The 24,589-nt window shown below is 48.0% G+C and carries 20 protein-coding genes and 1 pseudogene; 4 read left to right on the forward strand and 17 right to left on the reverse strand.

What is annotated here, in order from left to right; all coding sequences use genetic code 11:
• Positions 1-3: 3 nt before the first annotated feature.
• The 3 genes from AC0IYG_RS14670 to AC0IYG_RS14680 form a co-directional block, all read right to left on the reverse strand.
• Positions 4-3,333, reverse strand: a complete 3,330-nt coding sequence (locus tag AC0IYG_RS14670; protein WP_471711812.1) for a SusC/RagA family TonB-linked outer membrane protein — start codon at positions 3,331-3,333, stop codon at positions 4-6.
• 294 nt (positions 3,334-3,627) lie between these two features.
• Positions 3,628-4,827: a FecR family protein gene (locus AC0IYG_RS14675; RefSeq protein WP_471711813.1), complete on the reverse strand. Its 1,200-nt coding sequence runs from the start codon at positions 4,825-4,827 to the stop codon at positions 3,628-3,630.
• 88 nt (positions 4,828-4,915) lie between these two features.
• Positions 4,916-5,503 carry an RNA polymerase sigma factor gene (locus AC0IYG_RS14680; RefSeq protein WP_471711814.1) on the reverse strand — a complete coding sequence of 196 codons (588 nt, stop codon included), beginning with the start codon at positions 5,501-5,503 and terminating at the stop codon, positions 4,916-4,918.
• 239 nt (positions 5,504-5,742) lie between these two features.
• Between AC0IYG_RS14680 and AC0IYG_RS14685 the strand changes: the two genes are divergently transcribed.
• The 4 genes from AC0IYG_RS14685 (at position 5,743) to AC0IYG_RS14700 (ending at position 10,438) form a co-directional block, all read left to right on the forward strand.
• Entirely contained in the window at positions 5,743-5,892 is a 150-nt protein-coding gene (locus AC0IYG_RS14685) for a hypothetical protein (protein ID WP_471711815.1), read from the forward strand.
• Between the two features lie 192 nt (positions 5,893-6,084).
• Positions 6,085-7,932 carry an ABC transporter permease gene (locus tag AC0IYG_RS14690; RefSeq protein ID WP_471711816.1) on the forward strand — a complete coding sequence of 616 codons (1,848 nt, stop codon included), beginning with the start codon at positions 6,085-6,087 and terminating at the stop codon, positions 7,930-7,932.
• Positions 7,857-8,537 carry an ABC transporter permease gene (locus tag AC0IYG_RS14695; RefSeq protein WP_471711817.1) on the forward strand — a complete coding sequence of 227 codons (681 nt, stop codon included), beginning with the start codon at positions 7,857-7,859 and terminating at the stop codon, positions 8,535-8,537. The genes AC0IYG_RS14690 and AC0IYG_RS14695 overlap by 76 nt, the downstream gene beginning before the upstream one ends.
• A 107-nt stretch (positions 8,538-8,644) precedes the next feature.
• A complete protein-coding gene (locus AC0IYG_RS14700) occupies positions 8,645-10,438 on the forward strand; it encodes a hypothetical protein (RefSeq protein WP_471711818.1) in 1,794 nt (597 codons plus the stop codon).
• Here the strand turns inward: AC0IYG_RS14700 and AC0IYG_RS14705 are convergent.
• The 14 genes and pseudogenes from AC0IYG_RS14705 to AC0IYG_RS14770 all read right to left on the reverse strand — a co-directional run bounded on the left by AC0IYG_RS14705 (position 10,419) and on the right by AC0IYG_RS14770 (position 24,546).
• Positions 10,419-11,483, reverse strand: a complete 1,065-nt coding sequence (locus AC0IYG_RS14705) for a response regulator (RefSeq protein ID WP_471711819.1) — start codon at positions 11,481-11,483, stop codon at positions 10,419-10,421. The genes AC0IYG_RS14700 and AC0IYG_RS14705 overlap by 20 nt on opposite strands.
• A 20-nt stretch (positions 11,484-11,503) precedes the next feature.
• Positions 11,504-12,733, reverse strand: a complete 1,230-nt coding sequence (locus AC0IYG_RS14710; protein WP_471711820.1) for a PAS domain-containing sensor histidine kinase — start codon at positions 12,731-12,733, stop codon at positions 11,504-11,506.
• Positions 12,734-12,811: 78 nt separating this feature from the next.
• Positions 12,812-14,176 carry an oxygen-independent coproporphyrinogen III oxidase gene (gene hemN / locus AC0IYG_RS14715; RefSeq protein WP_471711821.1) on the reverse strand — a complete coding sequence of 455 codons (1,365 nt, stop codon included), beginning with the start codon at positions 14,174-14,176 and terminating at the stop codon, positions 12,812-12,814.
• A 119-nt stretch (positions 14,177-14,295) separates the two neighbouring features.
• The gene (locus tag AC0IYG_RS14720) at positions 14,296-15,000 is read right to left on the reverse strand and encodes a sulfite exporter TauE/SafE family protein (RefSeq protein ID WP_471711822.1); all 705 of its coding nucleotides are present in this window, start codon (positions 14,998-15,000) and stop codon (positions 14,296-14,298) included.
• A gap of 2 nt (positions 15,001-15,002) precedes the next feature.
• Complete coding sequence (locus AC0IYG_RS14725; RefSeq protein ID WP_471711823.1) at positions 15,003-15,443, reverse strand: FixH family protein; 441 nt, start codon at positions 15,441-15,443, stop codon at positions 15,003-15,005.
• Positions 15,444-15,461: 18 nt separating this feature from the next.
• Positions 15,462-16,826: a cytochrome c oxidase accessory protein CcoG gene (gene ccoG, locus AC0IYG_RS14730; RefSeq protein ID WP_471711824.1), complete on the reverse strand. Its 1,365-nt coding sequence runs from the start codon at positions 16,824-16,826 to the stop codon at positions 15,462-15,464.
• Positions 16,801-17,814 carry a c-type cytochrome gene (locus AC0IYG_RS14735; RefSeq protein ID WP_471711825.1) on the reverse strand — a complete coding sequence of 338 codons (1,014 nt, stop codon included), beginning with the start codon at positions 17,812-17,814 and terminating at the stop codon, positions 16,801-16,803. Before AC0IYG_RS14735 ends, ccoG begins: the two co-directional genes overlap by 26 nt.
• A gap of 4 nt (positions 17,815-17,818) precedes the next feature.
• Positions 17,819-19,971: pseudogene (gene ccoN / locus AC0IYG_RS14740) on the reverse strand (cytochrome-c oxidase, cbb3-type subunit I).
• A 15-nt stretch (positions 19,972-19,986) separates the two neighbouring features.
• The gene (gene ccoS, locus AC0IYG_RS14745) at positions 19,987-20,169 is read right to left on the reverse strand and encodes a cbb3-type cytochrome oxidase assembly protein CcoS (RefSeq protein ID WP_471711826.1); all 183 of its coding nucleotides are present in this window, start codon (positions 20,167-20,169) and stop codon (positions 19,987-19,989) included.
• A gap of 90 nt (positions 20,170-20,259) precedes the next feature.
• Positions 20,260-22,710 carry a heavy metal translocating P-type ATPase gene (locus tag AC0IYG_RS14750; RefSeq protein WP_471711827.1) on the reverse strand — a complete coding sequence of 817 codons (2,451 nt, stop codon included), beginning with the start codon at positions 22,708-22,710 and terminating at the stop codon, positions 20,260-20,262.
• Positions 22,711-22,817: 107 nt separating this feature from the next.
• The gene (locus AC0IYG_RS14755) at positions 22,818-23,087 is read right to left on the reverse strand and encodes a hypothetical protein (protein ID WP_471711828.1); all 270 of its coding nucleotides are present in this window, start codon (positions 23,085-23,087) and stop codon (positions 22,818-22,820) included.
• A 21-nt stretch (positions 23,088-23,108) separates the two neighbouring features.
• Positions 23,109-23,246: a DUF2256 domain-containing protein gene (locus tag AC0IYG_RS14760; RefSeq protein WP_471711829.1), complete on the reverse strand. Its 138-nt coding sequence runs from the start codon at positions 23,244-23,246 to the stop codon at positions 23,109-23,111.
• Between the two features lie 75 nt (positions 23,247-23,321).
• A complete protein-coding gene (locus AC0IYG_RS14765; RefSeq protein ID WP_471711830.1) occupies positions 23,322-24,197 on the reverse strand; it encodes a sensor histidine kinase in 876 nt (291 codons plus the stop codon).
• Positions 24,154-24,546, reverse strand: a complete 393-nt coding sequence (locus tag AC0IYG_RS14770; protein WP_471711831.1) for a hypothetical protein — start codon at positions 24,544-24,546, stop codon at positions 24,154-24,156. Before AC0IYG_RS14770 ends, AC0IYG_RS14765 begins: the two co-directional genes overlap by 44 nt.
• Between the last annotated feature and the right edge of the window lie 43 nt (positions 24,547-24,589).

Here is a 24,589-nt window from a genome sequence, read left to right on the forward strand (position 1 = left end):
AAATTAAAAACCCACATTAACCCCAACAAGGAATGTCCTGGCGGCAGGGTAGGCGTTATAGTCTACACCGAGTTGCAGATTGTTATTTCCTGGTGAATTCACTTCCGGATCAAACCCTGAGTATTTTGTAAAAGTCAGCAGGTTCTGGCCAGACACATAAACGCGGCACGAACTGATGCCTTTGGAAGGTTTAAATGTATAACCCAGTGAGGCTGTTTTCACACGCAAAAATGATCCGTCTTCGATCAGCCACGACGATTGCACGAGCAGCGGATTTACCGTTACGCGGGCACGTGGAATGTCCGTGTTCGTGTTGGCGGGTGACCAGCGATCCAGGATTTCGCGTCTCTGATTTCCCCACGGCCCGGACACATTGCTTTCTGCACGCTGAATGTTCAGGATGTCGTTTCCGTATGTTCCCTGCATGTAAACCGACAGATCAAATCCTTTGTAAGAGAAATTGTTCGACCATCCGAAAATGAAATCCGGGTTCGGGTCACCGACGATCATCCGGTCTTCGGCGAGGTTAATGGAACCGTTTCCGTTGCGGTCCACAAACCGTGCATCACCCAATTTATCATTGCTGGTCGATCTCGGCCCTCTGTCAAGCTGATCCTGATCCTGGAACACGCCGTCGTATTTCAGCAGGTTCCAGACTCCCACAGGCAGACCCGGTGCGAGCCAGCTTCCGTTGACTTTCAAGTGGCCGGAAAGCTCGCCTTGCGAAGTTGGCGTGTAACCCGGAATGGCCAGGACCTTATTCCGGTTCATTGACCAGTTTGCCTGCGAATTCCATTTGAACTCATTGGCAAAAATTTCGCCGCCGATGCTTAGTTCAAGCCCTTTGTTTTGCAGACTGCCAACGTTCCTGAAGATGAATGCAAAACCGGAAGTCTGCGGAATGCTGATGCTCCATAGCAAGTCGGTGGTTTTTTTGTAATAATAGTCAGCCACAAAGTTCAGACGATTGCCAAACAGATCCAGATCAATCCCGAAATCCGTTGTTGCCGTTGTTTCCCAGCGCAGGTCCGGATTGGAGATGTTGGCTGGTGCCAGACCCGAAACAAGCGCACCGCTGAGGTCATAATTGTACACATCCAAACGGGCAAGCGACTGATAATTGGGGATATTCTGATTACCCGTTTTACCATAACTTGCGCGTACTTTGAGGTTGCTGATCGCTTCGATGGATTGAATAAAGGATTCTTCCGAAAGCTTATATCCGACAGCAACGGATGGGAAAAATGCCCATTTGTTATTAACACCAAACTTCGAGCTGCCATCCGAACGGCCGGTTACCGATAACAGATATTTGTTATTAAAAGTATAATTGATCCTCCCCAGATAAGAAACCAGCTGGCTTTGGTTCTTGTAAGAATCCGGGCTGGTGAATGCAGCGCCGGCACCCAGTTTGTCTGCTCCATACAAGTCCGTCAGGAAATTGCTTGAAAAGGCGCTGAACCGCTGGTCTCTGTCCATTTGCAGCGTATATCCGGCAACAACATTGAATTGATGTTTGTCAAAAGCCTTGTTATAGGTCAAAATATTTTCATTCAGATAAGACACCGAACGGCGGTTTGACTGACTTGCGCGGCCGTTTGCATTGTAACCATTCACAGTCTGGCGCGGCTCATAAGTTTCGCGGGCCGCATTGGACATATCCGTTCCCACAGACACTTTTAATGACAAATCCGTGATAATGTTCCAGGTAAAAGCCATTGTTCCCAGGAGGCGGTCAATGTTCTGAAAATCCTTTTGGAATAAAACAATGGGAACAGGATTGTGGACCGTAGATCCGCCCGGCGTTGGGTTTAAGCGCGTATAAGTCCCGTCTTTCTGGAAAATAGGCACAGTAGGAGGCATAATCAGCGCAGCATTAACCGTATTTGCATTTCCTCCGCCGTCACCTTCCGAACGTCCGTTGTTTCCCCACACTTTGCTTGCAGTAAGGTTGGTGCTGAACATAATGTTCTTGCTCAGTTTTGTATCAATGTTTGCCCTGATCGACCCGCGTTTGAAATCGGATCCTTTCAGCACACCTTTTTGATCAAAATAGCTTCCTGATATGGCAATTTTGGTGTTCTCATTCCCACCTGAAATGCTCAGTGTATGGTTTTGAATGGCTGCCGATCTGAAAACTTCGTCCTGATAATCAACGCCTTCACCGAGTGTGGATGGATCCGGGAAGTTGTATGTGTCAGCCGGGTTCGGATAGGCCGGTGTAGCCACGCCGTCATTCGCTCTTGCTTCATTTACCAGTTCAGCAAATTCCCTGGCATTCATCATATCCAGTTTTTTGATCACTTTTTGCACGCCATAATAACCGTCATAAGTGACCGAAGTCTTTCCTGCTTTTCCACGTTTTGTGGTGATCAGCACAACGCCATTCGCACCACGCGAGCCGTAAATGGCTGTGGCAGAAGCGTCTTTCAGGATTTCCATAGAAGCAATGTCGCTGGGGTTAATGGACGCAAGGGGATTCTGACCGGCACCATTGCCTCCCGCCGTTCCGCCCGCCGTAATTGGGTAGCCGTCAATCACATACAATGGCTCGTTACCGCTGCTTAGCGAGTTTCCACCCCGGATCCGGATTGAAACGCGTCCGCCCGGAGCCGAAGAACCTTGTGTTACCTGAACACCCGCTGCTCGTCCCTGGATCGCTTGGTCAAAAGAAGTCGTTGGCAATCTTTTCAGGTCTTCCGCTTTAATGGAAGAAATGGAACCTGTCAAATCGCTCTTCTTCTGCGTTCCGTAACCCACAACCACGACTTCTTCCAATGCTTTATCATCGGTTTTCAAAATTACATCGAGCGTTGTTCTGCTGCCTGCCTCGATTTCCTGGGTAAGATAGCCCACATAGGAGAAGACCAGCATGGTGCCCGGCTCTGTGATTTCAATTTCATATTCTCCGGAAGTTGCGGTGGTTGCTCCTTTGGAAGTGCCCTTTATGACAATGTTCACGCCCGGCAGCGCTTCGCCTTTTTCGTCCGTCACTTTTCCGCGCAATGTCTGCACGGCGGCTTGCTTTTGCGCAGGCGTAACCTGCGTTTCTTCTTTCGTCTTCTCTTTCTTTTTGATTACAATGTTCTTTTTGAACACCTTATAACTAAGCGGTAAATCAGCAAAAAGCTGGTTCAGAGCCTGATCGATTGTTGCATTTTTCAGATTGACTGACACCAGCTGGCCAGTTGGCAAATCCAGTTTGTCGTACAGAAAAAGATATGCTGTCTGGCTTTCGATGGCGGTAAAAGCAGCTTCAATGGATATGTTTTTTTTCTCCATTGAAATGTTCTGGCTGTAACCGTTGGCAGTCACCTGCGTCAAGGTTGCCATGAGTAATAGCGTTACCAGTTTCATGGTTAAAAAAAGTTTAGCTGGTATGGCTAGCCGGTCAGATAGTCCACGCCGGAGTAAAGATTTTAATATCATATATTTGAAAGAATTTAGGTTTATACGTTAATCGCTTTTTGCACAGCATTTGACAGAATGGCCTGGGTTTATACAGGGGAGATGTTCGTAGCATTTTCCCTGTTTTTAAAGGCCCTTAATCTAAGTCGGTGGCTTCCTGATTCGTCTCATATCTTGCATGATTGGTTATGTAAAATCTTGAACGTTATATGTTATACGTCATTTCGTTTTTGCAGAAACAATAATGGCCCCGTTTTCCATGCTGCACGCCACACCTGCATAGTTGAGCATTTGCAGCAGCTCTGAAATATTCACGTCCATCGGGATTTTCCCGGTAAACTGCTTCACCGGAACAGTGCCCTGATAGGAAACCTTCACGTCATACCACCGGGCCACTTTCTTCATAATCTGCTGAACACCGGCGTTTTGGAAATAGAAAAGTCCTTTTTTCCAGGCAATGGCTTCTTCCACATCGACCATTTGTGTGGTAATGTTGCCTGATGCGCCCACAGACGCCTGCTGACCGGGTTTTAGTCGTTTGTTAGTATTTTTATTGGTCAGGGAAACAGCTCCTTCAACCAGCGTCGTTCGTGATGTGGAATCATCCTTGTAGGCCATTACATTGAAGCTCGTCCCCAGCACTTCCACCTCAGTTTCGCCAAAAACCACTTTGAATGGTTTATGCTTGTCCTTTTGCACTTCAAAGAAAACTTCACCCGTGACCTCCACTCTGCGCTCGTTTTTCGGGAAAGCGGCGGGATATTTTATGGACGACAAAGAGTTGAGCCAAACCTTACTGCCGTCGGGAAGGAAAATCTGATATTGCCCGCCTTTCGGTGTTGATAGCATATTCATCTGGCTCAGAGACTGGACATTATCGCCATTTTCGTACACCAGCTGCCCATTCCCTTTTTTACTGATTTTGGTGGCACCCTGCGTGGCCAGTAGGCCGTTTGCTGCACTGTCGAGAACAATCGTAGAGCCGTCTGCCAGCGTGAGTAATGCACGGTTCCCGCCCGGTGGCAAATCTTTGACCGCGGGTTTCACAACTGCGACTTGCGCTTTGGGCTTGGTCAGTTTGTAATTATAAAACACCCCGAATCCAGCGATTAATATGACGGCTGCCGCGAGCAAGCGCCATAACCCAAAAATTTTGAATGGCTGCTTCTCCGGATCCCCATTTTCATCCGCATTCCCATCAGCAAGTATGCCATTGAGAATCTGGTCACTTTCTTGTTTTGTAAAAAAAACATTATCACCCGCCTGATTTTTCCACGCTTCTTCCAGCAAAGCATCCAGCTGGCGATCGTGCTTTCCTTCCCTGATTATATTCATCAGCTCCGCCGTCTGCTCACTGGTGGCTTCTCCGGAATAATACAGATTAAACAAATAGATCAATCTCGTAGAATATTCATTCATAGGAAACAGTTTTGCAGACTATGTAACATTGCGTTTGTATAGAAGACAAAACGGTGGCCGAAACGGAGGCATTGAAATGTAATTATTTTCAAAAAAATTTGAACATAATTAACAGGGTGCTGATAGTGAGGTTTTTACGAATGTAGCAGGTGATCGATTCTGTTGAAATCTGCAAATATTTTTTTACAGTTTTCGGTGAAATGCTGAGCCGGTTGGCTATCTCTGCATATTGCAATCTTTCGTGGCGGCTTAGTAAATAAACAATTTTTTGTTGCTTTGGAAGCCGGTCAATGGCCTGATCAACAAGCGTATATCGGTCGCTGCCGTCGTTGGTTTCGTCCGGCTGCGGCTCATAATTACACTCGTCCAAATGTGCAGTGAGTGCTTGTTCGGTGGCTAACTTTTTAAGGCAGTTCAGCGCGTGGTTTTTAGAAATGGCGAACAGATATGCCTGGAAATTATTGATTTCGGCGAGGGAATCGCGGTTTGTCCATATTTTCAGGAACACATCCTGCACGGCTTCCTGTGCAAGTTCCTGAGATTTCACAATGTGGAAAATATAAGTCCCCAGCCGATGGTGATAGGAGTCAAACAGCGCCCGGAATGCCCTTTCATCGCCACAAGCCACTAGCTGCAATATTTCCTTTTCATTATTTAATGAAGCCAGATACGACATTTTGGTTAGATGTAGACATTAGGTAACATATATCAAATTTATATGTCGGAGTAACAAATGTAAGCGGTTTGCAATAATAAATATTTTATATATAAAGCTGGGATATCAATACTTCTATCGTATTAAATTGGTAAAAAAACACGCATTTCCCCGCATTTGAATGCCAATTCATTTCGGCACGATTTTTATTCTTATGGGTTACAACCGTTACAAATCACTTCATCCTAATAACCAAAGCAATGACAACTAATTCAGATTTTATTTCGGAGCAAGCATACGTTAATACGAATCCATTCAGCTCAAACGATGAAAAGAGCCGACACACTGAAAAGAAAGATGGCAAGCGGCCGAGAATCCAGAAGCCGATTTACTCGGTTAGACTTTCCTGAATGCCAGTGCACACACATTGGCTTACAACTGAAAAGCGGCACTTGCCGCTTTTTTTTTGCTTAATAAGATATCATTGGTCGATAAATCTTGCTATCTGTCGCCGTTCCGCATCTGCATTTACTTTCGTTTACGCATTCCTGGTATTCTTGTCTTGAAAATAGGCGTATCTCAACGCATAACAAGACCCCGGGATGTTTAGAAATTATCTCAAAATAGCCAAAAACGAAACTTACTGCGACACAAAAGTTTTCTCCCTCATTAATGCCCTTGGATTGACGATCGGATTGACCTGTTGCTTCCTGATCATGGTGTTTGTGCGTCATGAGCTCAGTTATGATACATTTCACAAAAATTCCGACCGCATTTACCGGCTGACTTACTTACCCAAATTCGCTGGTTACACGCGCTTCCTGGCATTGACGCCACCCGTTGCGGCTCCCTTATTGCCCGATTATTTTTCTGAAATTGAGAAAACGGCACGTGTTTACAGAAACAATGCGACGCTGGAAGTTCCGGTCAGCTCCGGTGCCAAACCGGTCAAGTTTGACGAGGACCATTTTTACTTCGCCGATTCTTCACTGATTGATATTTTCACATTTGATTTTTTGGAAGGGGACGCCCGAATGGCGCTGCGCAATAAATATTCCGTTGTCATCACCGATGAAGTGGCGGCCAAATATTTTGGGAAGGAACCGGCGCTTGGTAAGACCATTATTTACGAAGGAAAACATCCGCTCAAAGTGACCGGTGTGATCCGGCCGCTGCCCAATCATTCGCATATCCGTATCGATCTGCTTTCGGATTATCAGACCATGTTTGCGACAGAAAGTGAAGCAGCACGCACCACACTTCCACAGAATTGGGTGATCACGCATTCGTCTACTTATGTACTGCTGCGCCCCGGAAAGTCGGCTGAGCAAGTTAATGCGCGCTTTCCCAAATTCCTGGCAACCCATGCGGATCAGCAGCTTGCAAAAGATATCGTTTACAAGTTACAGCCGCTCGCAGACATTCATTTAAATGCAGAAGTGGATGAAAATCAGGAAGTTTCAGGCAGCATGACTTATATCTATGTTTTCGTGGGCATCGGATTACTAACCTTGCTGATTGCCTGCATTAATTTTGTTAACCTCTCCACAGCGCGCTCGCTGCGACGAGCGAGGGAAGTGGGAATCCGCAAAACGCTGGGCAGCGAAAAGAGTCAGATCGTCGCTCAATTTTTGGGTGAATCGTTGCTGATGAGCGGTTTGGCGCTAATTTTTGCCATTATTTTTACAGCACTTTTAATGCCCGTGCTCAATAATCTGACGGGCAAGCAGCTGCCTGTTTCCTATCTTTTTTCAAGTCCCGCATTGCTGGCTGCATTTACAGGCATTGCGGTTGTTGCAGGACTTCTTTCGGGAAGTTATCCTGCATTTTTTGTCTCCCGTTTCAAGCCCATAGCCACATTAAAAGGCAACTTTGGCGGAGGAAAAGCCAGGGGCGGTGCGATGAGGCATGTTTTGCTAGCCATGCAGTTTACAACTTCCATTGTGCTGATCATTGGTGCGCTCGTAACATTTCAGCAGCTTAATTATCTTTTACAAAAGCCCCTGGGTTTTGATAAAAATCTGATGGTCACAGCGAATATCAGAAACGACAAGATTACGAATGTTTTTGCCGCAGACAACGACAGCGCCTATCAGCGTTTGAAAACATTTAAAGAAGCGCTCATGCAAAATGCCGCCATTACGGATGTGACATTTTCCACCGAAAGAATGGGTGCAGGAGTTGTGCGCCGCAATGTGATACCGGAGGGAAAAACGGAGGAAACGAGCCTTTTTATGGGCACACTCGGAACGGATTTTGATTTTGTAAAAACATATAAATTAAAACTTGCAGCCGGTCGTGCGCTTTCCGAGGCCTTCTCAACGGACAAAGACGCGGGTTTTTTGATTAATGAAACGGGTGTGAAGCAGCTAGGGTGGAAATCTGCACAGGAAGCGATCGGCAAGTCGGTGAACATGGAAGGAAAGGAGGAAGGATTGTGGGCGTTTTGAAGGATTTTCACAGTCAGTCGCTGCAAAATCCCATTGACGGCGTTCTTTTACACATCGATTTGCCGCACCTGAGCCAGGTGTCTGCCAAGTTAGCGCCGCGGAATGTGAGCGAAACTTTGTCTTATATGGGTGCCGAGTGGGACAAATATTTCCCCGAAAAAGGTTTCGATTACGCATTTCTGGATCAAAGTTTGGCAGACGCATATGAAAGTGAGCAGCGGCTGAGCAAACTGATCGGTTACCTTGCCGGATTGGCCATTCTGATCTCCTGCCTGGGTTTATATGGACTTGTTTCCATTGTAACGCAGCACCGAATCAAAGAAATAGGCGTACGAAAAGTGCTAGGCGCCACCGTGATCAACATTGTGCAGCTGCTGTCCCGCGACTTTGTGATTCTGGTAATTGTTTCTTTCGTTATCGCGAGCCCCGTTGCGTGGTATGCGCTTGATAAATGGCTTGCAAACTTTGCTTTCAAAACAACCATTTCTTGGTGGATTATTGCCATTGCCGGGGCCGTTGTGATCGTGGTGACTTTGCTGACAGTGAGTTTGCAGAGCATTAAAGCAGCTTTGTTGAACCCCGTAAAAACCCTGCGCTCGGAATGAGGCTGTCGTTTTTCGCTATGACCTTAATCATTTCTGGCTTCCACTTTAATCAGTCCTGCTGAGCATTGCCGGGGATAACTTTGTCAAAAAAGTTTAATCCTGATTCAATGCTTCACACCTTTCATATTCCCGTTCTCGGCCTCGGTTATTCTGTTGATACGCCCATAAAAGTTGCGCATCTCGGCATTTCGTCGGTCATGTCGATTGTCGATGATGTGCTGATCGAGCGCATCCGAAAGTATCATTGCGTACATTCCGGGGAAGCGTATTTACCGATTCATGCCGATGAGGAAGATTTTCGAGCGAGGCGCATTACCGCTTATCTGGATCTGGTTCAAAGGATTGCGGTTAAGAATTTTGAAAAAATCAAACAGCAGTCCTTTGAAGAAGGCTCGGAGCTGACCCGTTATTTTCAGCTGCTGCCCAACCACATTGCATTGAAAGAAAAGTACGCGGAAATGCTCGCGATGCAACCCGGAGAAGAAAAGCAGCGCTTGCAGACGGAACTTCGAAACGGCATGTGCATGGGGGCGATCGATGTCAACATTATGTCCAAAGTCGATAAGCTGAACCGTGACGTAAATGGCCTTGCATTACCTGATCCGTTTTCGGATGCTTCGGCAGCATTGCGTGGATTTGCCAATAGTACACTCACTTCTTCGCTGATTTTATCCGCCGGAATGAATCCGCGACTTTATAATTACCTGGAAAACTTTCCTGACTTTTTCCCGGATCAAAATGGCCGACTCAAAAAGCGCATCATTCTAAAAGTGAGTGACTTTCGTTCCGCGTTGATCCAAGCCAAATATCTTGCCAAAAAAGGAATCTGGGTTTCTGAATTTCGCATTGAATCCGGGCTGAACTGCGGCGGTCATGCCTTTGCGACCGAAGGTTATCTGCTCGGCCCAATCCTCGAAGAATTTAAATCGAGACGCTCCGAAATGCTTTCCGAATTGTTTGCCCTCTATCAAACCGCTCTCATTTCGCGTGAAATGGATATTCATGCCGCTCCGCAGCAGCACATTACGGTTCAGGGCGGGATCGGGACGGCCGAGGAACATGCATTTTTACTCGAACATTATCAGGTCGATGCGGCAGGCTGGGGGAGTCCGTTTTTGCTGGTGCCCGAGGTTACCAATGTTGATGAACAAACTTTGCAGGATCTGGTGCGCGCCGAACCGGCTGATTACTATGTGAGTGATTCCTCTCCATTGGGCGTTTTGTTCAACAATTTCAAAAAGAGTAGTGCCGAAAAGCAGCGGTTGCAGCGCATTGCAGCAGGCCGACCGGGCAGTCCGTGCAAGAAGAAATATCTGGTTTCTAACACCGAATTCACTTCTGAGCCGATCTGTACGGCATCGCGGCAGTTTCAGAATTTGAAGATCAAACAGTTGCAGGCCGCTGAAATGTCGCCAGTTGCGTACGAAGAAGGATTTAAAGCGATCACTGAAAAACTCTGCTTGTGCGAAGGATTGAGTACGGCTGCTTTGATCAAAAATAAATTGATCATGCCGCGGGAAAACCATGCCGTCTCAATCTGTCCGGGACCAAATCTGGCGTGGTTTAAGATGATTATGTCCCTTGACGAGCTTGTAGGCCACATTTACGGAAAGATCGATTTGCTCGCTGGCGCATCCCGGCCCAACATGTTCATCAACGAGCTGAACCTATATGTGGAGCATTATAAGAAGGATATGGAAAAGCAAATGCAACAGTTCAACGAGAAAAAGCAGAAGTCTTTGAGCAAATTCCGGGAGCAGCTTCTTGCCGGAATCCAGTATTACATTGGTCTGGTGCCCGCATTGAAAAGTCAGACCGAGGCTTACCGGGAGGAAATGCTTGCGCAGTTGCAGGCCGTTGAGCTGCAACTGCTTGCAGTGCCTAGTTTCGCATCCGTGTAAGTTTCTCGTATTCGAACACCGTAATGAGGCTGCCTTTCATGTCGATCAGCTTTTCTTCTTTGAAATCGGATAACGTGCGAATGACCGTCTCGGTGGCAGTACCGACCATCGAGGCGATGTCTTCGCGTGTGATCGACATGGAGAAAGGCTTCGTTTTATCATCCTGATAACGCTGGACGAGCATCACCAGCGCCTGCGCCACGCGTTTCCGGACCGAATTATAAGCAAGCTGCAATAGCCGTTCCTCCCGTTCTTTCACCTCGTTCGAAAGCATTTTGATAAACCGCGACGACACTTCCCGGTTTCCTTGCAAAAGGTTGAAAAAGTCATCTTTCGGGATCAATGATACTTCGGCTTCTTCCAGTGCAATGGCCGTTTCCTGATAAGGTTCGCCTTGCAAAAGGTCGAGGTAACCGAAAAAGTCGCCTTCCTTATAAAGTTCGGTAATGTATTCTTTCCCGGTTCCGTTTGATTTTGACGCTTTTACCTTGCCTTTTTGCAGGAAAAACACACTCGACGGATAGCTGCCTTCGGTGTAGATCGTATCCTTTTTCTTCAAAACCTTCACCTTTTTGTCTTCCGCCAGTTTCGCGATCGGATCGAGCGAGCGGGCTTCCTGGATAAACTGGTCGAGTCCCTGCGCCGAGCGCTCAAATTGGCGACGCAGCCTTTCGCTTTTTTTAAGGCGCATTTCCACAATGTTGAGCAGCTCAATGTCGTCATAAGGCTTGGTCAGATAATCGTCCGCGCCCATGGTCATGCCTTTTCGGTAATCCGCTTTTTCCGCTTTGGCAGTCAGAAAAACGAAGGGGATACTTGCCGTTTTTTCATCTTTTCCAAGCATGTGCAGCACGCCGTAACCATCCAGTTCGGGCATCATAATGTCACAAATGATCAGATCAGGCACGAAATGGCTGGTAAGTTGCACGCCTTCTTTCCCATTCCGCGCCGTCATTACTTTATAATTGGCGAGTTCCAGGATTTCGGCCGTATTTTCCCGCATTTCAGGATTATCCTCGATCAGCAAAATTTTCTTAGCTTCCACAGTTTTGTTATAATGCGATTTTAAACTTCATTTTTGACGACCTGGTTCGGCAGGTGAATTGTAAACGTCGTGCCCTTCCCGGTCTCGCTCGAAAACGCCACTTTGCCGCCCATCAGCGTCACGTAATTGCTTACAATGTTGAGTCCCAGGCCCGTGCCCTGCGTATTCCCGGCATTGTGCGCACGGAAAAACCGGTCGAACACGTTCGGCTGATCTTTTTCAGGGATGCCAATGCCTTCGTCGCGGACTTCAATGGTTACCTCGTCTGCTCCGGCGCTGACCGTCAGAAAAATGGGCTGACCTGCGTCCGAATATTTAATGCCATTGGAAAGCAGGTTGAATAAAATGTTGCGCAAAAGCTGCTTATCCAGCCACACTTCCGCCATTCCCGAGTAGTTGAAAAAAATCTGCTGGCCTTCTTTGCAAAGCCCCTGGATCTCGTCGATCAGCGTTTTGCAGAATGTATCGAGCTCCACAAGCACCGGAATGCTGTGCACGCGTCCCTCTTCCAGTTTCCCGATCGACAGAAAATCATTCAGGATTTCGGTCAGGTTGGTCACCGCCGATTTGATCCGCTGCACGTGTTTCTGGCGTTTGTCTTCTTCCTCGGTGGTGCCATACCGGCCAATGAGCGAGGCGGAAGACAGGATCGTGGCGAGCGGCGTGCGGAATTCGTGCGAAGCGATCGTCACAAACTGGCTTTTCATGTTGTTGAGCTCCTTTTCTTTCTTCAAAGCCCGGATCACTTCTTCCTGTGATTCTTCCACTTTTTTCACCGCTGCCGCCAGTTCATTTGTTCGTAACGCCACCCGTTCTTCGAGCTCGGCGTTCAGTTTTTGTATTTCAAGGTTCGCTTCCCGGATACGGTTTTCCTGCTTTTTGCGCTCTGTAATATCGATCACAAAGCTCACCACAAACTCGCCATCACTGGTTTTGAATGGGCTCAGACTTACTTCAACAGGAAATTCGCTTCCGTCGGCCCGTGTTGCAAACAGGTCCATTAAGTGTCCCATGCCGCGCGCCCGGGGCGATTCCAGATATTCGTCGCGGTAATGCACGTGGTTTCCCTGGTAACGCCTGGGGATCAGTGTTTCAATTTTTTTTCCGATCAATTCAAGATCCGTGTACCCAAAAAGCTCCTTCGCTTTCGGGTTCAGCATCACAATTGTCCCCGCTTTATCCACCACCACAATGCCCTCTGTCGCGTGTTTAAAAAGCGCATCGAGCATTTCAATATGCCGTGTAACCACCTTTGTTTGTGTTAAAATATCCCTATCGAACATAGAAAGGTACGTTACATCGGTGAAATGGGCAAGTTGCGGGGGTTATCAGACGGTTTGACTAAATAGTTGCGTTTCTGGCTGGTTTTCCCACAAACGGGCATCAAAAGCCATACAAATGTTGCGGATAAATGGCTTTCCTTTCTCTGTAACCTTGACGGAAAACGGCTGGAATTCAACCAGTTCATCAAACTCCATTTCAGCAAGCCGCTCTATGGATTTAAAGATATCCAGACAGACTTCTCCGGATTTCGGCCACGACGTTTCGAACTGTGTCATGAGCCGTAAAATGTGTTTCCGAAGGACCAGATCTTCCCGCGTAAGCTCGTGGCCGCGCATAATGGGAAGCTCGCCGGCATCGACGCGGTCGTAGTATGCTTCGACTGTTTTTTCGTTCTGCACATAACCGTCCCAGCTGTCACTGATCGCAGAAGCGCCGAGGCCGATCAGCAGCTGTGTGCGGGTGTCGGTATATCCCATAAAATTCCGGTGGAGCCTTCCTTCCTGCTGCGCCTTGAACAATTCGTCCGTTTCCAATGCAAAATGGTCCATACCAATGTCGTGGTAACCGGCCATTTCGAGCATATTCCTGCCCACTTCGTAGATCGCCATTTTCTTATCCGCATCGGGTAAATCCTTTTCCGTAAAACTGCGCTGACCGGGTTTGATCCAGGGGACGTGGGCATAACTGTAAAAGGCAATGCGGTCGGGGCGGAGCTGGGCAACGCGGTGCATGGTTTCTACCATGTAACACGATTTCTGGTAAGGCAACCCGTAAACAATGTCAAAGTTGACCGAAGTGTAGCCGATTTCGCGCGCTTTCAATGTCAGTTCTTTAACCTGCTCGTAAGTCTGTTTGCGGTTGATCACAGCCAGGACAATCGGGTTAAAATCCTGCACACCAATGCTGATCCGCCTGAAACCCAGCTCAAAAAGCGTTTGCAAATGCGCCTCGGTGGTGTTGCCGGGATGCGCCTCAAAGCCAAACTGTGCTTTCGGGTGAACGGTTGCATTTTCCAGCAAACCATTGATGAGCAAACGAAGGTTATCGGGACTGAAAAAAGTCGGTGTGCCGCCGCCGAGATGGATTTCGCGCACGACAGGTTTTGTTTTACCAAAAACCGAAATGTAAAGCAGCCATTCTTTCAGCACAGTTTCAATGTACTTTTTCTCCACGCCATGATTGATCGTGATGCGCGTGTTACAGCCGCAATAGGTGCACAGACTTTCGCAAAAAGGCAGGTGAATGTATAGACTAATGCCTTCCTTTTCATTCGAAGCGGAAAAAGCATTCAGCGCCAAGTTCTTCCATTTTTCTTGCGTGGGAGGCGTTTTTTGCCAGTAAGGAACAGTCGGGTAGCTGGTGTAGCGCGGGCCGGGGGTGTTATATTTGAACAGCAGATCCTTGTCCATGGTAGTCGATGTTTTGATTGTAACCTGAAATCAAAACTAGGGAGTCGGGGAGTTGAAAAACATGACTTTGGTCAGGATTTGAACTAACATCGGCCGGTTTTGGGAAGGGCAAAAGCAGGTTATTTTCCGTGGCAAATGGTAATCGCTTTCCCGGTAACATCGTCTTTTTCATACTCGAATGTTACTCCGCGAACGATAAGCCAGATTCCGGCTGCCGCTACAAAAACGGGGACGGTTTTGTGTAAATGTTTGCGCAACATGGGCGTAAGCCTGGTTTTGAGAAAACCTACCAGCATCATTCCCGGCAATGTTCCAAGCCCGAAAGTGAACATAAATAGTGCGCTGCCCGCCATGCTGCCGCTCGCCGCCGAGCTCGCCAGTGCCAGATATACAAGTCCGCAGGGAATCAGGCCGTTGAGCATCCCGAGAAAGACTTTCGTGTACAGCCGCCGGTTTTGCAGCAAGCCCGACATGTGGCGTTTAAGCGCATTCACGGGACGTATCCAGAGGTTTGGTGCCGTAAATCCAATGCTCTTTTTTGGCCATAACACATAAAAAAGCATGAAAATACCCGTAACAATGGTCAGGTATTTAAGATAACCAAATAATGCCACCGCACTCCCGAAAACGCCGATTACAGCGCCGAGAGCCGCATAAGAAGTCGCACGCCCCAGATTATACAGGATCAATCCGCCTGTCTTTTTCCATGCATTCCCATTCGCAGCCGGGACTGCGAGCGCAATCGGGCCGCACATGCCGATGCAATGGAAACTGCTCAGCAAGCCCATTGAAAAGGCGAGATAGGGGAATGCCTGAAATTCCATGATTAATGCGTGTGGCTGATCAGGATGACGTCTTCATTCCAGTAACTTTCACCGCCGCTTTTCCAGTCGATCTGCAATTTGTAAGTGCCTGCGGGAATGTCTGCGGATTCGATAAACTGCCGGTCGTTTTTAGACAAAATCGTAAAATGCCGGTCGTTCTTATCGTTTGATGGACAGTATAGATTGATCTTGCCTGTAACCTGTTTTTTGTCAGGATAAATGATCGTAATGCCCGCGTCGGTCACTTCCCATTTGATCGGTTCAGCCAATGCTGCGGAGCGTTTTGTTTTGTCAATTTTCTCCTGAAATCCTAGCTCTTCTTCGTAATAATGTTCGGTAACGAGATCGATTTTTTGAGATAAGCTCATGCCCACCAGCAGGAGGATCATGGCAACGAAGCCGGTGTATAGCATGGCGATTCCAGCGCCCCAGTTGATTTTCATGATTTCAATGTGTTTGCGTTAATATTCGGGTGCCATAAAAGTGGTTTCAAAGCTTTCGAGCAATTGATTCTCCTGCGAAACTTTCAAGCGCAGCTTCGTTTTGCGTGCGCTCAATGCGGATTTTGGCATAATGATAAACAAGGTGCCCTGCGCCATGCCGGCCGGTTCGAGAACAATGTCCGATGATCCTGCAAAAGCCAGCTTCCCAGCCGCATTTTCCAGTTGGATCCTGGGTTTCACAAGTTTATTCGTTTTGTTAAATATCTTGAATGTGTACAGGTTACTTACCGTTCCATCCTTGTTTTCAATGAATTGGCTGCCCGGTGCGCGAAGCAAAGTCGTTTGTGTATCCGTTCTTGAAACAATGACAAACCCCAGCGCCGACCATAGCAACAGCAGCACCGCAGCGTAGCCGACAACCCGGGGCGTCACAAGTTTTTTGCTTCCACTCACAATGGCACTTTCAGAGGTGTAGCGGATCAGCCCTTTTTGAAAACCTACTTTGTCCATGATGTTATCGCAGGCGTCAATGCAGGCTGTGCAGTTTACGCATTCCATTTGGAGGCCGTTCCGGATGTCTATTCCGGTGGGGCAAACGGCCACGCATTGATTACAGCTGACGCAATCGCCCTCATCCCGGTCCTGGTTTTTATGGATTTTCCCGCGGGGCTCGCCTCGTTTGTAATCGTACGCAACGGCAACCGTGTTCCGGTCCATGAGCACACTTTGCAGCCTCCCATATGGGCACACAACCGTGCACGCCTGGTCGCGCAGCCACGCAAAGTTGAAGTAAAAAAGTGCGGTAAATGCAATGATCCCCGAGAACAACGGAATGTGGTCGGCGAGGGGCTCGCGGATGATTTTTGAAAGCTCATCAACGCCCAAAACATAGGATAGCAGCAGGTTTGCAATCACGAAAGACACGATCAGGAACACCGTGTATTTGACTCCCTTTTTCAACATTTTGTCTGGTGTCCAGGCAGCCTTATTAAGCAGTTTTTGCTTGGTCGCGTCACCTTCAATGGCGTATTCGATCTTGCGGAAAACCATTTCCATAAACACCGTTTGCGGACAAGCCCAGCCACACCATAACCGCCCGAAAAGGGTCGTGAACAGCACGATGAAAACCATAAACGACAACATGGTTAACCCGAAAAGCCAGTAATCCTGAGGGCCTATGAACATTCCGAAAATGATGAACTTCCGCTCCATGACATTGAAAAGCAGCATCGGTTGTCCGTCGATCCGGACCAGCGGGCCGGCAAAAGCAGGCTCAGTATCGCGACCGTAAACCAGGTGCGGCGCGCGTGCCATTTGCCTTTTGGCTTCTGCGGATAGATCCAGTTGCGTTCCGTCATCATTTCGCAGCCACCTGATCTGCATGAACGAGTTCCCCCTGCGGTTCTTTCGGATTGGCGGGCTTGGTGCCTTTCAGCGAAAGGACATAGCTGGCCACTTTTTGAATGTCGGTAGGCGAAAGCTGCTTTTCCCAGGAAATCATCCCTTTTTCAGGCACGCCATATTTAATGACTTTGAACAAATTCTTAATTCCCGCACCGTGCAGCCAGTAGTCGTCCGTCAGGTTAGGCCCCACAGATCCGCCCGCTTCGGCGCCGTGACAAGCCGTACATTTCTCCTGAAAAATGGCTTTTCCCTGGCCGATTACCGCCTGATCGGTGATGGCCGTCACCGTGTTTTCATCCATGCTGGCGCCTACTTTTTCCATGTAAGCTTTTTTATCAATTTCCGCCTGGGCAACTTCTTTTTCTAGCTCCCTGAGCTGTAAGTCGCCCAGGCCACTGAAATAGAATGCGGCATAAGCCAGACCAATGGCGATCGTCCCTGCGAAAAGGGTTTGCAACCACGGCGGCATGCCATTGTCGAGCTCCTGAATGCCATCGTAGTCATGCCCTTCGATGAGAATGTCTTTGTCATTACTGGGCGAAACGCTCATCCCGCCAAACTTTTTCCACCAGCTTACGGATGGTTTGCTTTCAGAAACATTCGCGTTTTTAATCTTTTTCAGCAAAGCCAATGTCTCCCCCAGCAGGATCACCCACAGGATCGCTATGAAAAACAGCACGCCAAGCACCATATAAAGGATAATTTCAGTGCCTGTAATGGCTCGGACAGGCTCAGCCATATCCTGTGCGGAAGCATTGAATGTAATCGTCAGCAGCAGGATTGATAAAACACCCTTCCTGATAACGCCGTCCTGCAACGGCAGGCTCCCGATCTTGCGCACCGCTTTTTTATCCATACCCATCACAAAAACAATGAGTGAAACAAAAAATGCAAAGAATATAATCAGGGAAATCAAAGGATAAATGCCTATCCCGGCGATGGTTTCAAGGTAAGTTCGAAATTTCATGGATTCAATGGTTTGTTTTCACATCCGTCCCAAGTCGTTGCAGATACGCAATGAGGGCTATGATTTCTTTGTTTTCGTTTGCTTTGATGCCGCTTTGCTTCAATCTGGCCTGTATTGCTTTGGCTTGTTTTTGCAGATCGTTGTTGGCGGTTTTATCGTAATCTTTTTCGTAAGGAACGCCCAGTTTTTGCATCGCCCGGATCTTTGCTGCGGTGGAACTCGTGTCGAGCTCGTCTTTCAGCAGCCAGCCATAACGCGGCATAATGGAGCCGGGTGACATGCTTTCGGGATCTTCCATGTGGTTGTAATGCCAGGAATCCGGGTATTTTCCGCCGACGCGGTGCAGGTCGGGTCCTGTGCGTTTGGAGCCCCATTGATGCGGGTAATCATAGACAAATTCTCCTGATTTGGAATAGTCACCATAACGTTCGATCTCAGAACGGAATGGCCTTATCATCTGGGTATGACATACATAGCAGCCTTCCCGGATGTAAATATCGCGTCCCTGCAATTCCAGCGGCGTGTATGGTTTTACGGCCGCAATCGTCGGCACATTGGACTTGATCATAAAGGTTGGGATCATCTCGATCATCCCGCCAATGGCGACTGCAACCAATGCGAACACGGTAAGTGCCAGCGGCTTGCGTTCAAAAAGTCGGCGGTGCCAGTATTCGCTTTTTTCGGCAGGCCAGATCGCATTAAGCGGCATTGCTCTCGCCGTTTCGGTTGCGATGAGTTTGCCTTTGATGGCCGTCATCCACAGGTTATAAATCATCACCACAAAACCAATGATGTATAATGTGCCGCCGACGCTGCGAAGGAAATAAAGTGGTTTGAGCTGCGTAACGGTTTCAAGGAAGTTCGGGTATTTCAAAAGTCCTTCCTGCGTAAATTCCTTCCACATCGAGCTTTGCACCCAACCCGCCCAATACATGGGAATGGTGTAAAACAAAATCCCTAAGGTGCCGATCCAGAAGTGGAAGTTGGCAGCCTTTTGCGAGTATAACGGTCGGCCGTATATGCGCGGGAAAAGCCAGTAAAGAATGCCGAATGTCAGGAAGCCGTTCCAGCCCAATGCGCCTACGTGCACGTGCGCCACTATCCAGTCGGTGTAATGGGCAATGGCATTTACGTTTTTGAACGAAAGCATTGGACCTTCGAAAGTAGCCATTCCATAAGCTGTGATCGCCACGACCATGAATTTCAGAACCACATCTTCGCGCACACGGTCCCATGCGCCGCGCAGCGTCATCAATCCATTAATCATCCCGCCCCAGGAAGGTGCGATAAGCATCACTGAAAATACGGTTCCGAGCGTTTGCGCCCATTCGGGCAACGATGTGTAAAGCAAATGGTGCGGGCCTGCCCAGATGTACAAAAATATCAAAGCCCAGAAATGCACGATCGATAACCGGTAGGAATAGATCGGCCGGTTTGCGGCTTTTGGTAAAAAATAATACATCATGCCGAGATAGGGCGTAGTCAGGAAAAAAGCCACGGCATTGTGCCCGTACCACCATTGAACCAATGCATCCTGCACACCGGCATACACGGAATAGCTTTTGAAAAGCGAGATCGGCAACGCAATGCTGTTCACCACGTGGAGCATGGCAACGGTTACAAAGGAGGCAATGTAAAACCAGACCGCGGCGTAAATGTGCTCGGTGCGGCGGTTGATCGTGGTCATCACGACATTGACAAGCGCGGCAACCCACACCACGGCGATCGCAATGTCAAGCGGCCATTCCAGCTCGGCGTATTCTTTACAGAAGTGGTAATGCCCATCGGCAGGGTTATGGCGGCTGCCAGAATGATAAATTGCCACGCCCAGAAATGGATGCGGGTCAGCGCCGGGCTCCACATGGGCGTTCTGAGCACACGCGGAACGGAATAGTAAAGTCCTGTGAAAAAGCCGTTTCCGACGAATGCGAATATGACCGCATTGGTATGCAGCGGCCTGATCCGGCTGAATGTGAGATACGGCAAGTCCATGTTGAGGTTGGGAAATACAAGCTGCAATGCGGCGAGCAAACCGACGAGCATGCCGATCAGACCGAACAGAATGGTGGCGATGGCGAAGTCGCGCACGATCCGGTTATCGTATTGGAACTCATCCAGTTCAACCGCTGCGAGGTCGGGATGGGGAACGTTTGACATAATTCTAGGTAAAATTTAGTGAATGGCTTTTGTATCGGTTTTCGAGGTCTGGCTTTGTTGCGGGTCGTCGAGTAAGATCCGGACGGATGGCGTGTAATCGTCGTCATAATGTCCCTTCCGCACCGACCAGATGAATGCACCCAGGAATACGAGAGCAATGGAGAGGCTGGCGGCGATCATGACAAATAATGCACTCATGGCAGGAATAGGGGTTGTTTTTATCCTCCAAAACTACCGGATGCAGCTGGCGGGAATGATGATGGCGGCAAGGTTAAGAAATGACTTTGGTCAGTTTTTCAATGCTTTCCTGGCTGCGAGGCTGCTGGCAAGCGTGGTAAATCCGACGATGGAAATAAGACTGACGGGCATCAGAATGGCTGCGAGCACAGGTGATAATTTTCCGCCGATGGCAAAAAACAGCCCGGCCACATTGTAGATCAGCGAAATACCAAAGCTGCCTTTGATGATAAGCTGCCCGTAACGAGCCAGCTCGATAAATGCCGGGATCCTGGCAAGCTCACTTCCCTCTATAATGAAGTCGCAGGAAGGCGTGAAATTGTTGATATCGTCTGAAACGGCAATCCCCACATCACTTTGCTGCAATGCGCCGGCATCATTAAGCCCGTCACCGATCATGAGCACATTTTGCTGCTGTTCGGTTTGCAGACCGGCGATGAATGCAAGCTTGTCTTCGGGTTTTTGTTTGAAATAAAGATTTGATCTATCTCCGAAAATGCCTGCTAGGAAATCCTGATCCGTTGGTTTGTCACCCGAAAGGAGATAGGTTTTATAATCGTGTTTACGCAGCTGATCAATGGTTTCTGCAAGATTTTTCCTGTATTTACTTTTGACCAAAAAATAGCCGCGGACCTCTCCATTGATCGAAATACAAACCCTTGAAGATCCGGTTAATGCGGTTTCGTTTTGATCTGCAATGCTATTCACCCAGGCTGCTGAACCGAGTTTTACATTGTACATTCCAAATAATCCGTGCAACCCTGCGCCGCTTTTTTCAATAAAATTCTCCGGCCGCTCGCAAATGGAAGTGGAGGTGAGCCTTTTTTCAATGATCCTGCTTAATGGATGAGAGGATTGAGCGGCTAGTGTTTTGACCATTCCTAGTTCTGCGGGGGAGAGCGATTCGCCAATAAATGTGACTTCCGCCTCTTCCGAGCGCGTAATGGTCCCGGTTTTGTCAAAAACGATGGTGTTGATTTTCGAAAGGCGTTCCACAGCTTCTGCGTTTTTGGGATAGCACCGGTTTTTGCCAAACAAGGCAAGCAAATTCCCGTTGGTGAAGGTCGAGGAAAGCAGCAAGCCGCACGGACAGGCGACTAGCAAACACGTCGTGAATGCGCGGAATGCAGTTTCAGGATTATCATTTACAAAATACCAAACCAAAAATGTGACGGTCGCAATAATGAGGACAATCACCGAAAAATAACGGTTAATGCGGGTTGCGAGCGTTTTATTCTGGTTTTCTTTGGGTTTTGAGAATGTATCGGTGTTCCAGAGCTGGGTAAGGTAACTTTGGGAAACCTGTCTGAGCACTTCCAGCTCAATCGCCGGGCCGGTTTGCTTGCCGCCTGCATAAAGCGTATCTCCGCGCCGCTGCCGCACAGGTTCCGCTTCTCCCGAGACAAAACTGTAATCAATAAACGCTTCGTCGCTGAGTAAAACCGAATCGGCGGGGATCAGTTCGGCATTCCGGACTAGCATAACGTCTCCCGGTGCTAGACTTGTCACCGGTTTTCGTTCTTCGGTTTTGCCTGTCAAAACGGTTACGGCAATGGGGAAATAGGATTTGTAATCGCGGTCAAACGAAATGCCTGCGTAGGTTTTATCCTGAAAAAATCGCCCGACGAGCATGAAAAACACGGCTCCGGTGAAGGAATCGAGGTAACCCGGACCGGTGCCTGAAAAGATCTGATAAATGCTCAGCGAGAAAATGGAAAGCAATGCAATCACAATCGGCGCGTCAATGTTCAGATATCTTCCACGCAATGCAGCCAGGGCGGATTTAAAAAAATCATGCGCACAATAAAAAAGCACGGGCAGGCTTAATGCGACATTCATCAAACCGAATGTTACCCGTAGATCCTGATCAAATGCTTCCTGGCCCAGATGAAAATACTCGGGGAAGCTGAGCATCATGACGTTACCGAAGCAAAATCCGGCGATGCCGATCTTGTACAACCGGTTGCGGTCCCATTTCTTGACGCGTTTTCCGTCGAGGTCATTCAAGCTGATATACGGCTCGTAGCCGATCCGCGAAATGAGCGTGGCGAGCTCGCTGAGGCTGATTTCATTCGCATTGAATGTAATGCGAACCTTCTTTTCGGGGAAATTAACGACCGAGCTTCTGATCGCCGGGTTGAATTTGTAAAGCTGTTCGAGGAGCCAGATGCAGGAACTGCAATGCATTTTGGGGATGTACCAATTGACTCGGGCGAGCTTGCCGTCGGTGAATTCGAGCATTTTTGTGCGCACGTCCGGCAGATCCAGGTAATCGAATTTTCCTTTGAAGAATGCCTTGTCCGGCGAGTTACCCGACGCCTCATTGATCGCATAGTAATCGCACAATTCGGAGGTTTTCAACAAATCATACACATGAAAACAGCCGTCGCAGCAGAATGCATGGCCATCATTGCTGATCACTTCCGACTCGCACGGGTCGCCGCAATGATAGCAGGTGGTGTGAACGAGTTCTGGTTCGGGTGCATTTAAAATATGCTTCATAAGATCCGTGTCAAAAAAGAAAGCGTCCCGTTGTCGGAACGCTTTCAAAATTGGGGCAGGAAAACTTGAACTATGACGACCAATGTCTTTCGGAAAACTGACTTTGATCAGGATTTACCTTCGGCCTCGGCTTCCAGCAAGGCCTTATATTTATCCACCTGACTTTCGAATTTCCTGATGCTGGTTTCGTAGATGTATTTGAGCGAATCCAGGTCTTCAATGTCCTTTTCGTAATCGGCTGGCCCATCCACTTTCCGGTCGAGCGCTTCTAGGAGCGCCAGTAATTTCTCTAATGAACCCGCGTTTTCCTCTGCGCGATATTGATACCATTCCAGCAGTTTGCCGTAATTTTCTTTTAAGGTGTTCTTTTTTGCCATGAAGGTTGATAGTTGAAAGGGTTATTTATTCTGACGGCACCGGTCGCTGCAATATTTGACTTCGTCCCAAACCTTCGCCCATTTCTTTCGCCACGTGAACGGTCTTCCACATACCACACATATTTTCTGGGGAAGGTTTTCTTTTTTTATCTGAGCCACGTTGCAGGCGCTTTACGCATTTAAGGTTTGCATGTCCTTTAAAAATTCCATACCCGGATTTTGCGAGTGGTTAGCTTATTCATCTACCGTCGGAAATGTAAGCGTCACTTTTGTAATGTTATCGCTGGATTCCATGAATAGGGCAATGTCTAGCAGTGAAGTAATTTCTTTCACAAGAATAAGCCCGATTCCCTGCGTTTCTGTGGTGCCGACGGGAGGATAATTATGTTGTGATTTGAGATTAACCCAATCCACGATTTCCTGCGAAATGGATCCCGTATTTTCAATGGTTAATGACGATGCGGTCAGCTCGGCAAGCGCAGTTATTTGGATAAATCCGTTGCGGATGTTCTTGTTTGCATTGTCAAGCAGGTTATGAATGATAATTCCCAGAAAATGCGCATTGCTCGTCACCACGATTTGCGGATCAATGCTGCGTTGCACTGCATTGTTATTTGTGCTGATAATGCCTTCAAATAATGCGACTTTATCTTTTACGATCTGTCCTAAATTAATCCGTTCGGACCGGTCTAGCTTTTGGTGAACGGGAAGCTTGGTGAATTCCAGGATGTTGTCGACAAATCCGTACATCGTTTCGAGTGCCTTGTGCAGCTCCATTGTATAGTTGCCAATCTGCTCATAATCCCTGTTTTGCGCCAGATTGCGGATTTCCTCCGAAAGAATGATCAGGAACCTGAACGGCCCGCGGATGTCATGCGTAATGGATGCAACCAGTCGCGACTGAATGTACAATTGATGTTCCAGCACTTCCTGCGACATTTCCAGGGTGCTCAATGTTTGCTGCAAGGCTTGTGTGCGCTCGGTAACTGCCTGATCCAGAAGTCTGTTTTCGATTTTCACCTTTTCAATTGCCAGCCGCTCATTTTCCTTGCGCTGATGACGCGCATCACGGTCCCGCTTCAAAAAGTAAGCGGCCGGAATCAAGATCATGCTCATCAGAACGCCCCGGCTGGACAGCATTAAGATCTTTATCACAATCGGATTTTGCGCCGTCCGGAATGGGAAATCTTTGAAAAATGGATTGAATGTGAAATAGAATACATTGGAAAGTCAAGCAGCAGCACAGAACGGATAATACAAGCCCCGGCCAGCGCCGGAATCGCTGCTGGATCAGATTAATGGCATACCAGCAAGCCAAGCTCATCATAAAAATGACTATTTCGGAGCCGATCAGATTTACCGGGTCGTTCCATTGTCCTTCGGAAATGCGTGCGGGTAAAATAAAGAGGGGAATGCTGGCCGCGACGATGAGGCCGGTTCTGTGCAGATATTTGTTCATTCAGTAATGGGTTATTCCAGACCGGTAACTTGTAAGTAATTAT

The sequence above is a fragment of the Dyadobacter sp. AC419 genome (assembly GCF_979253085.1).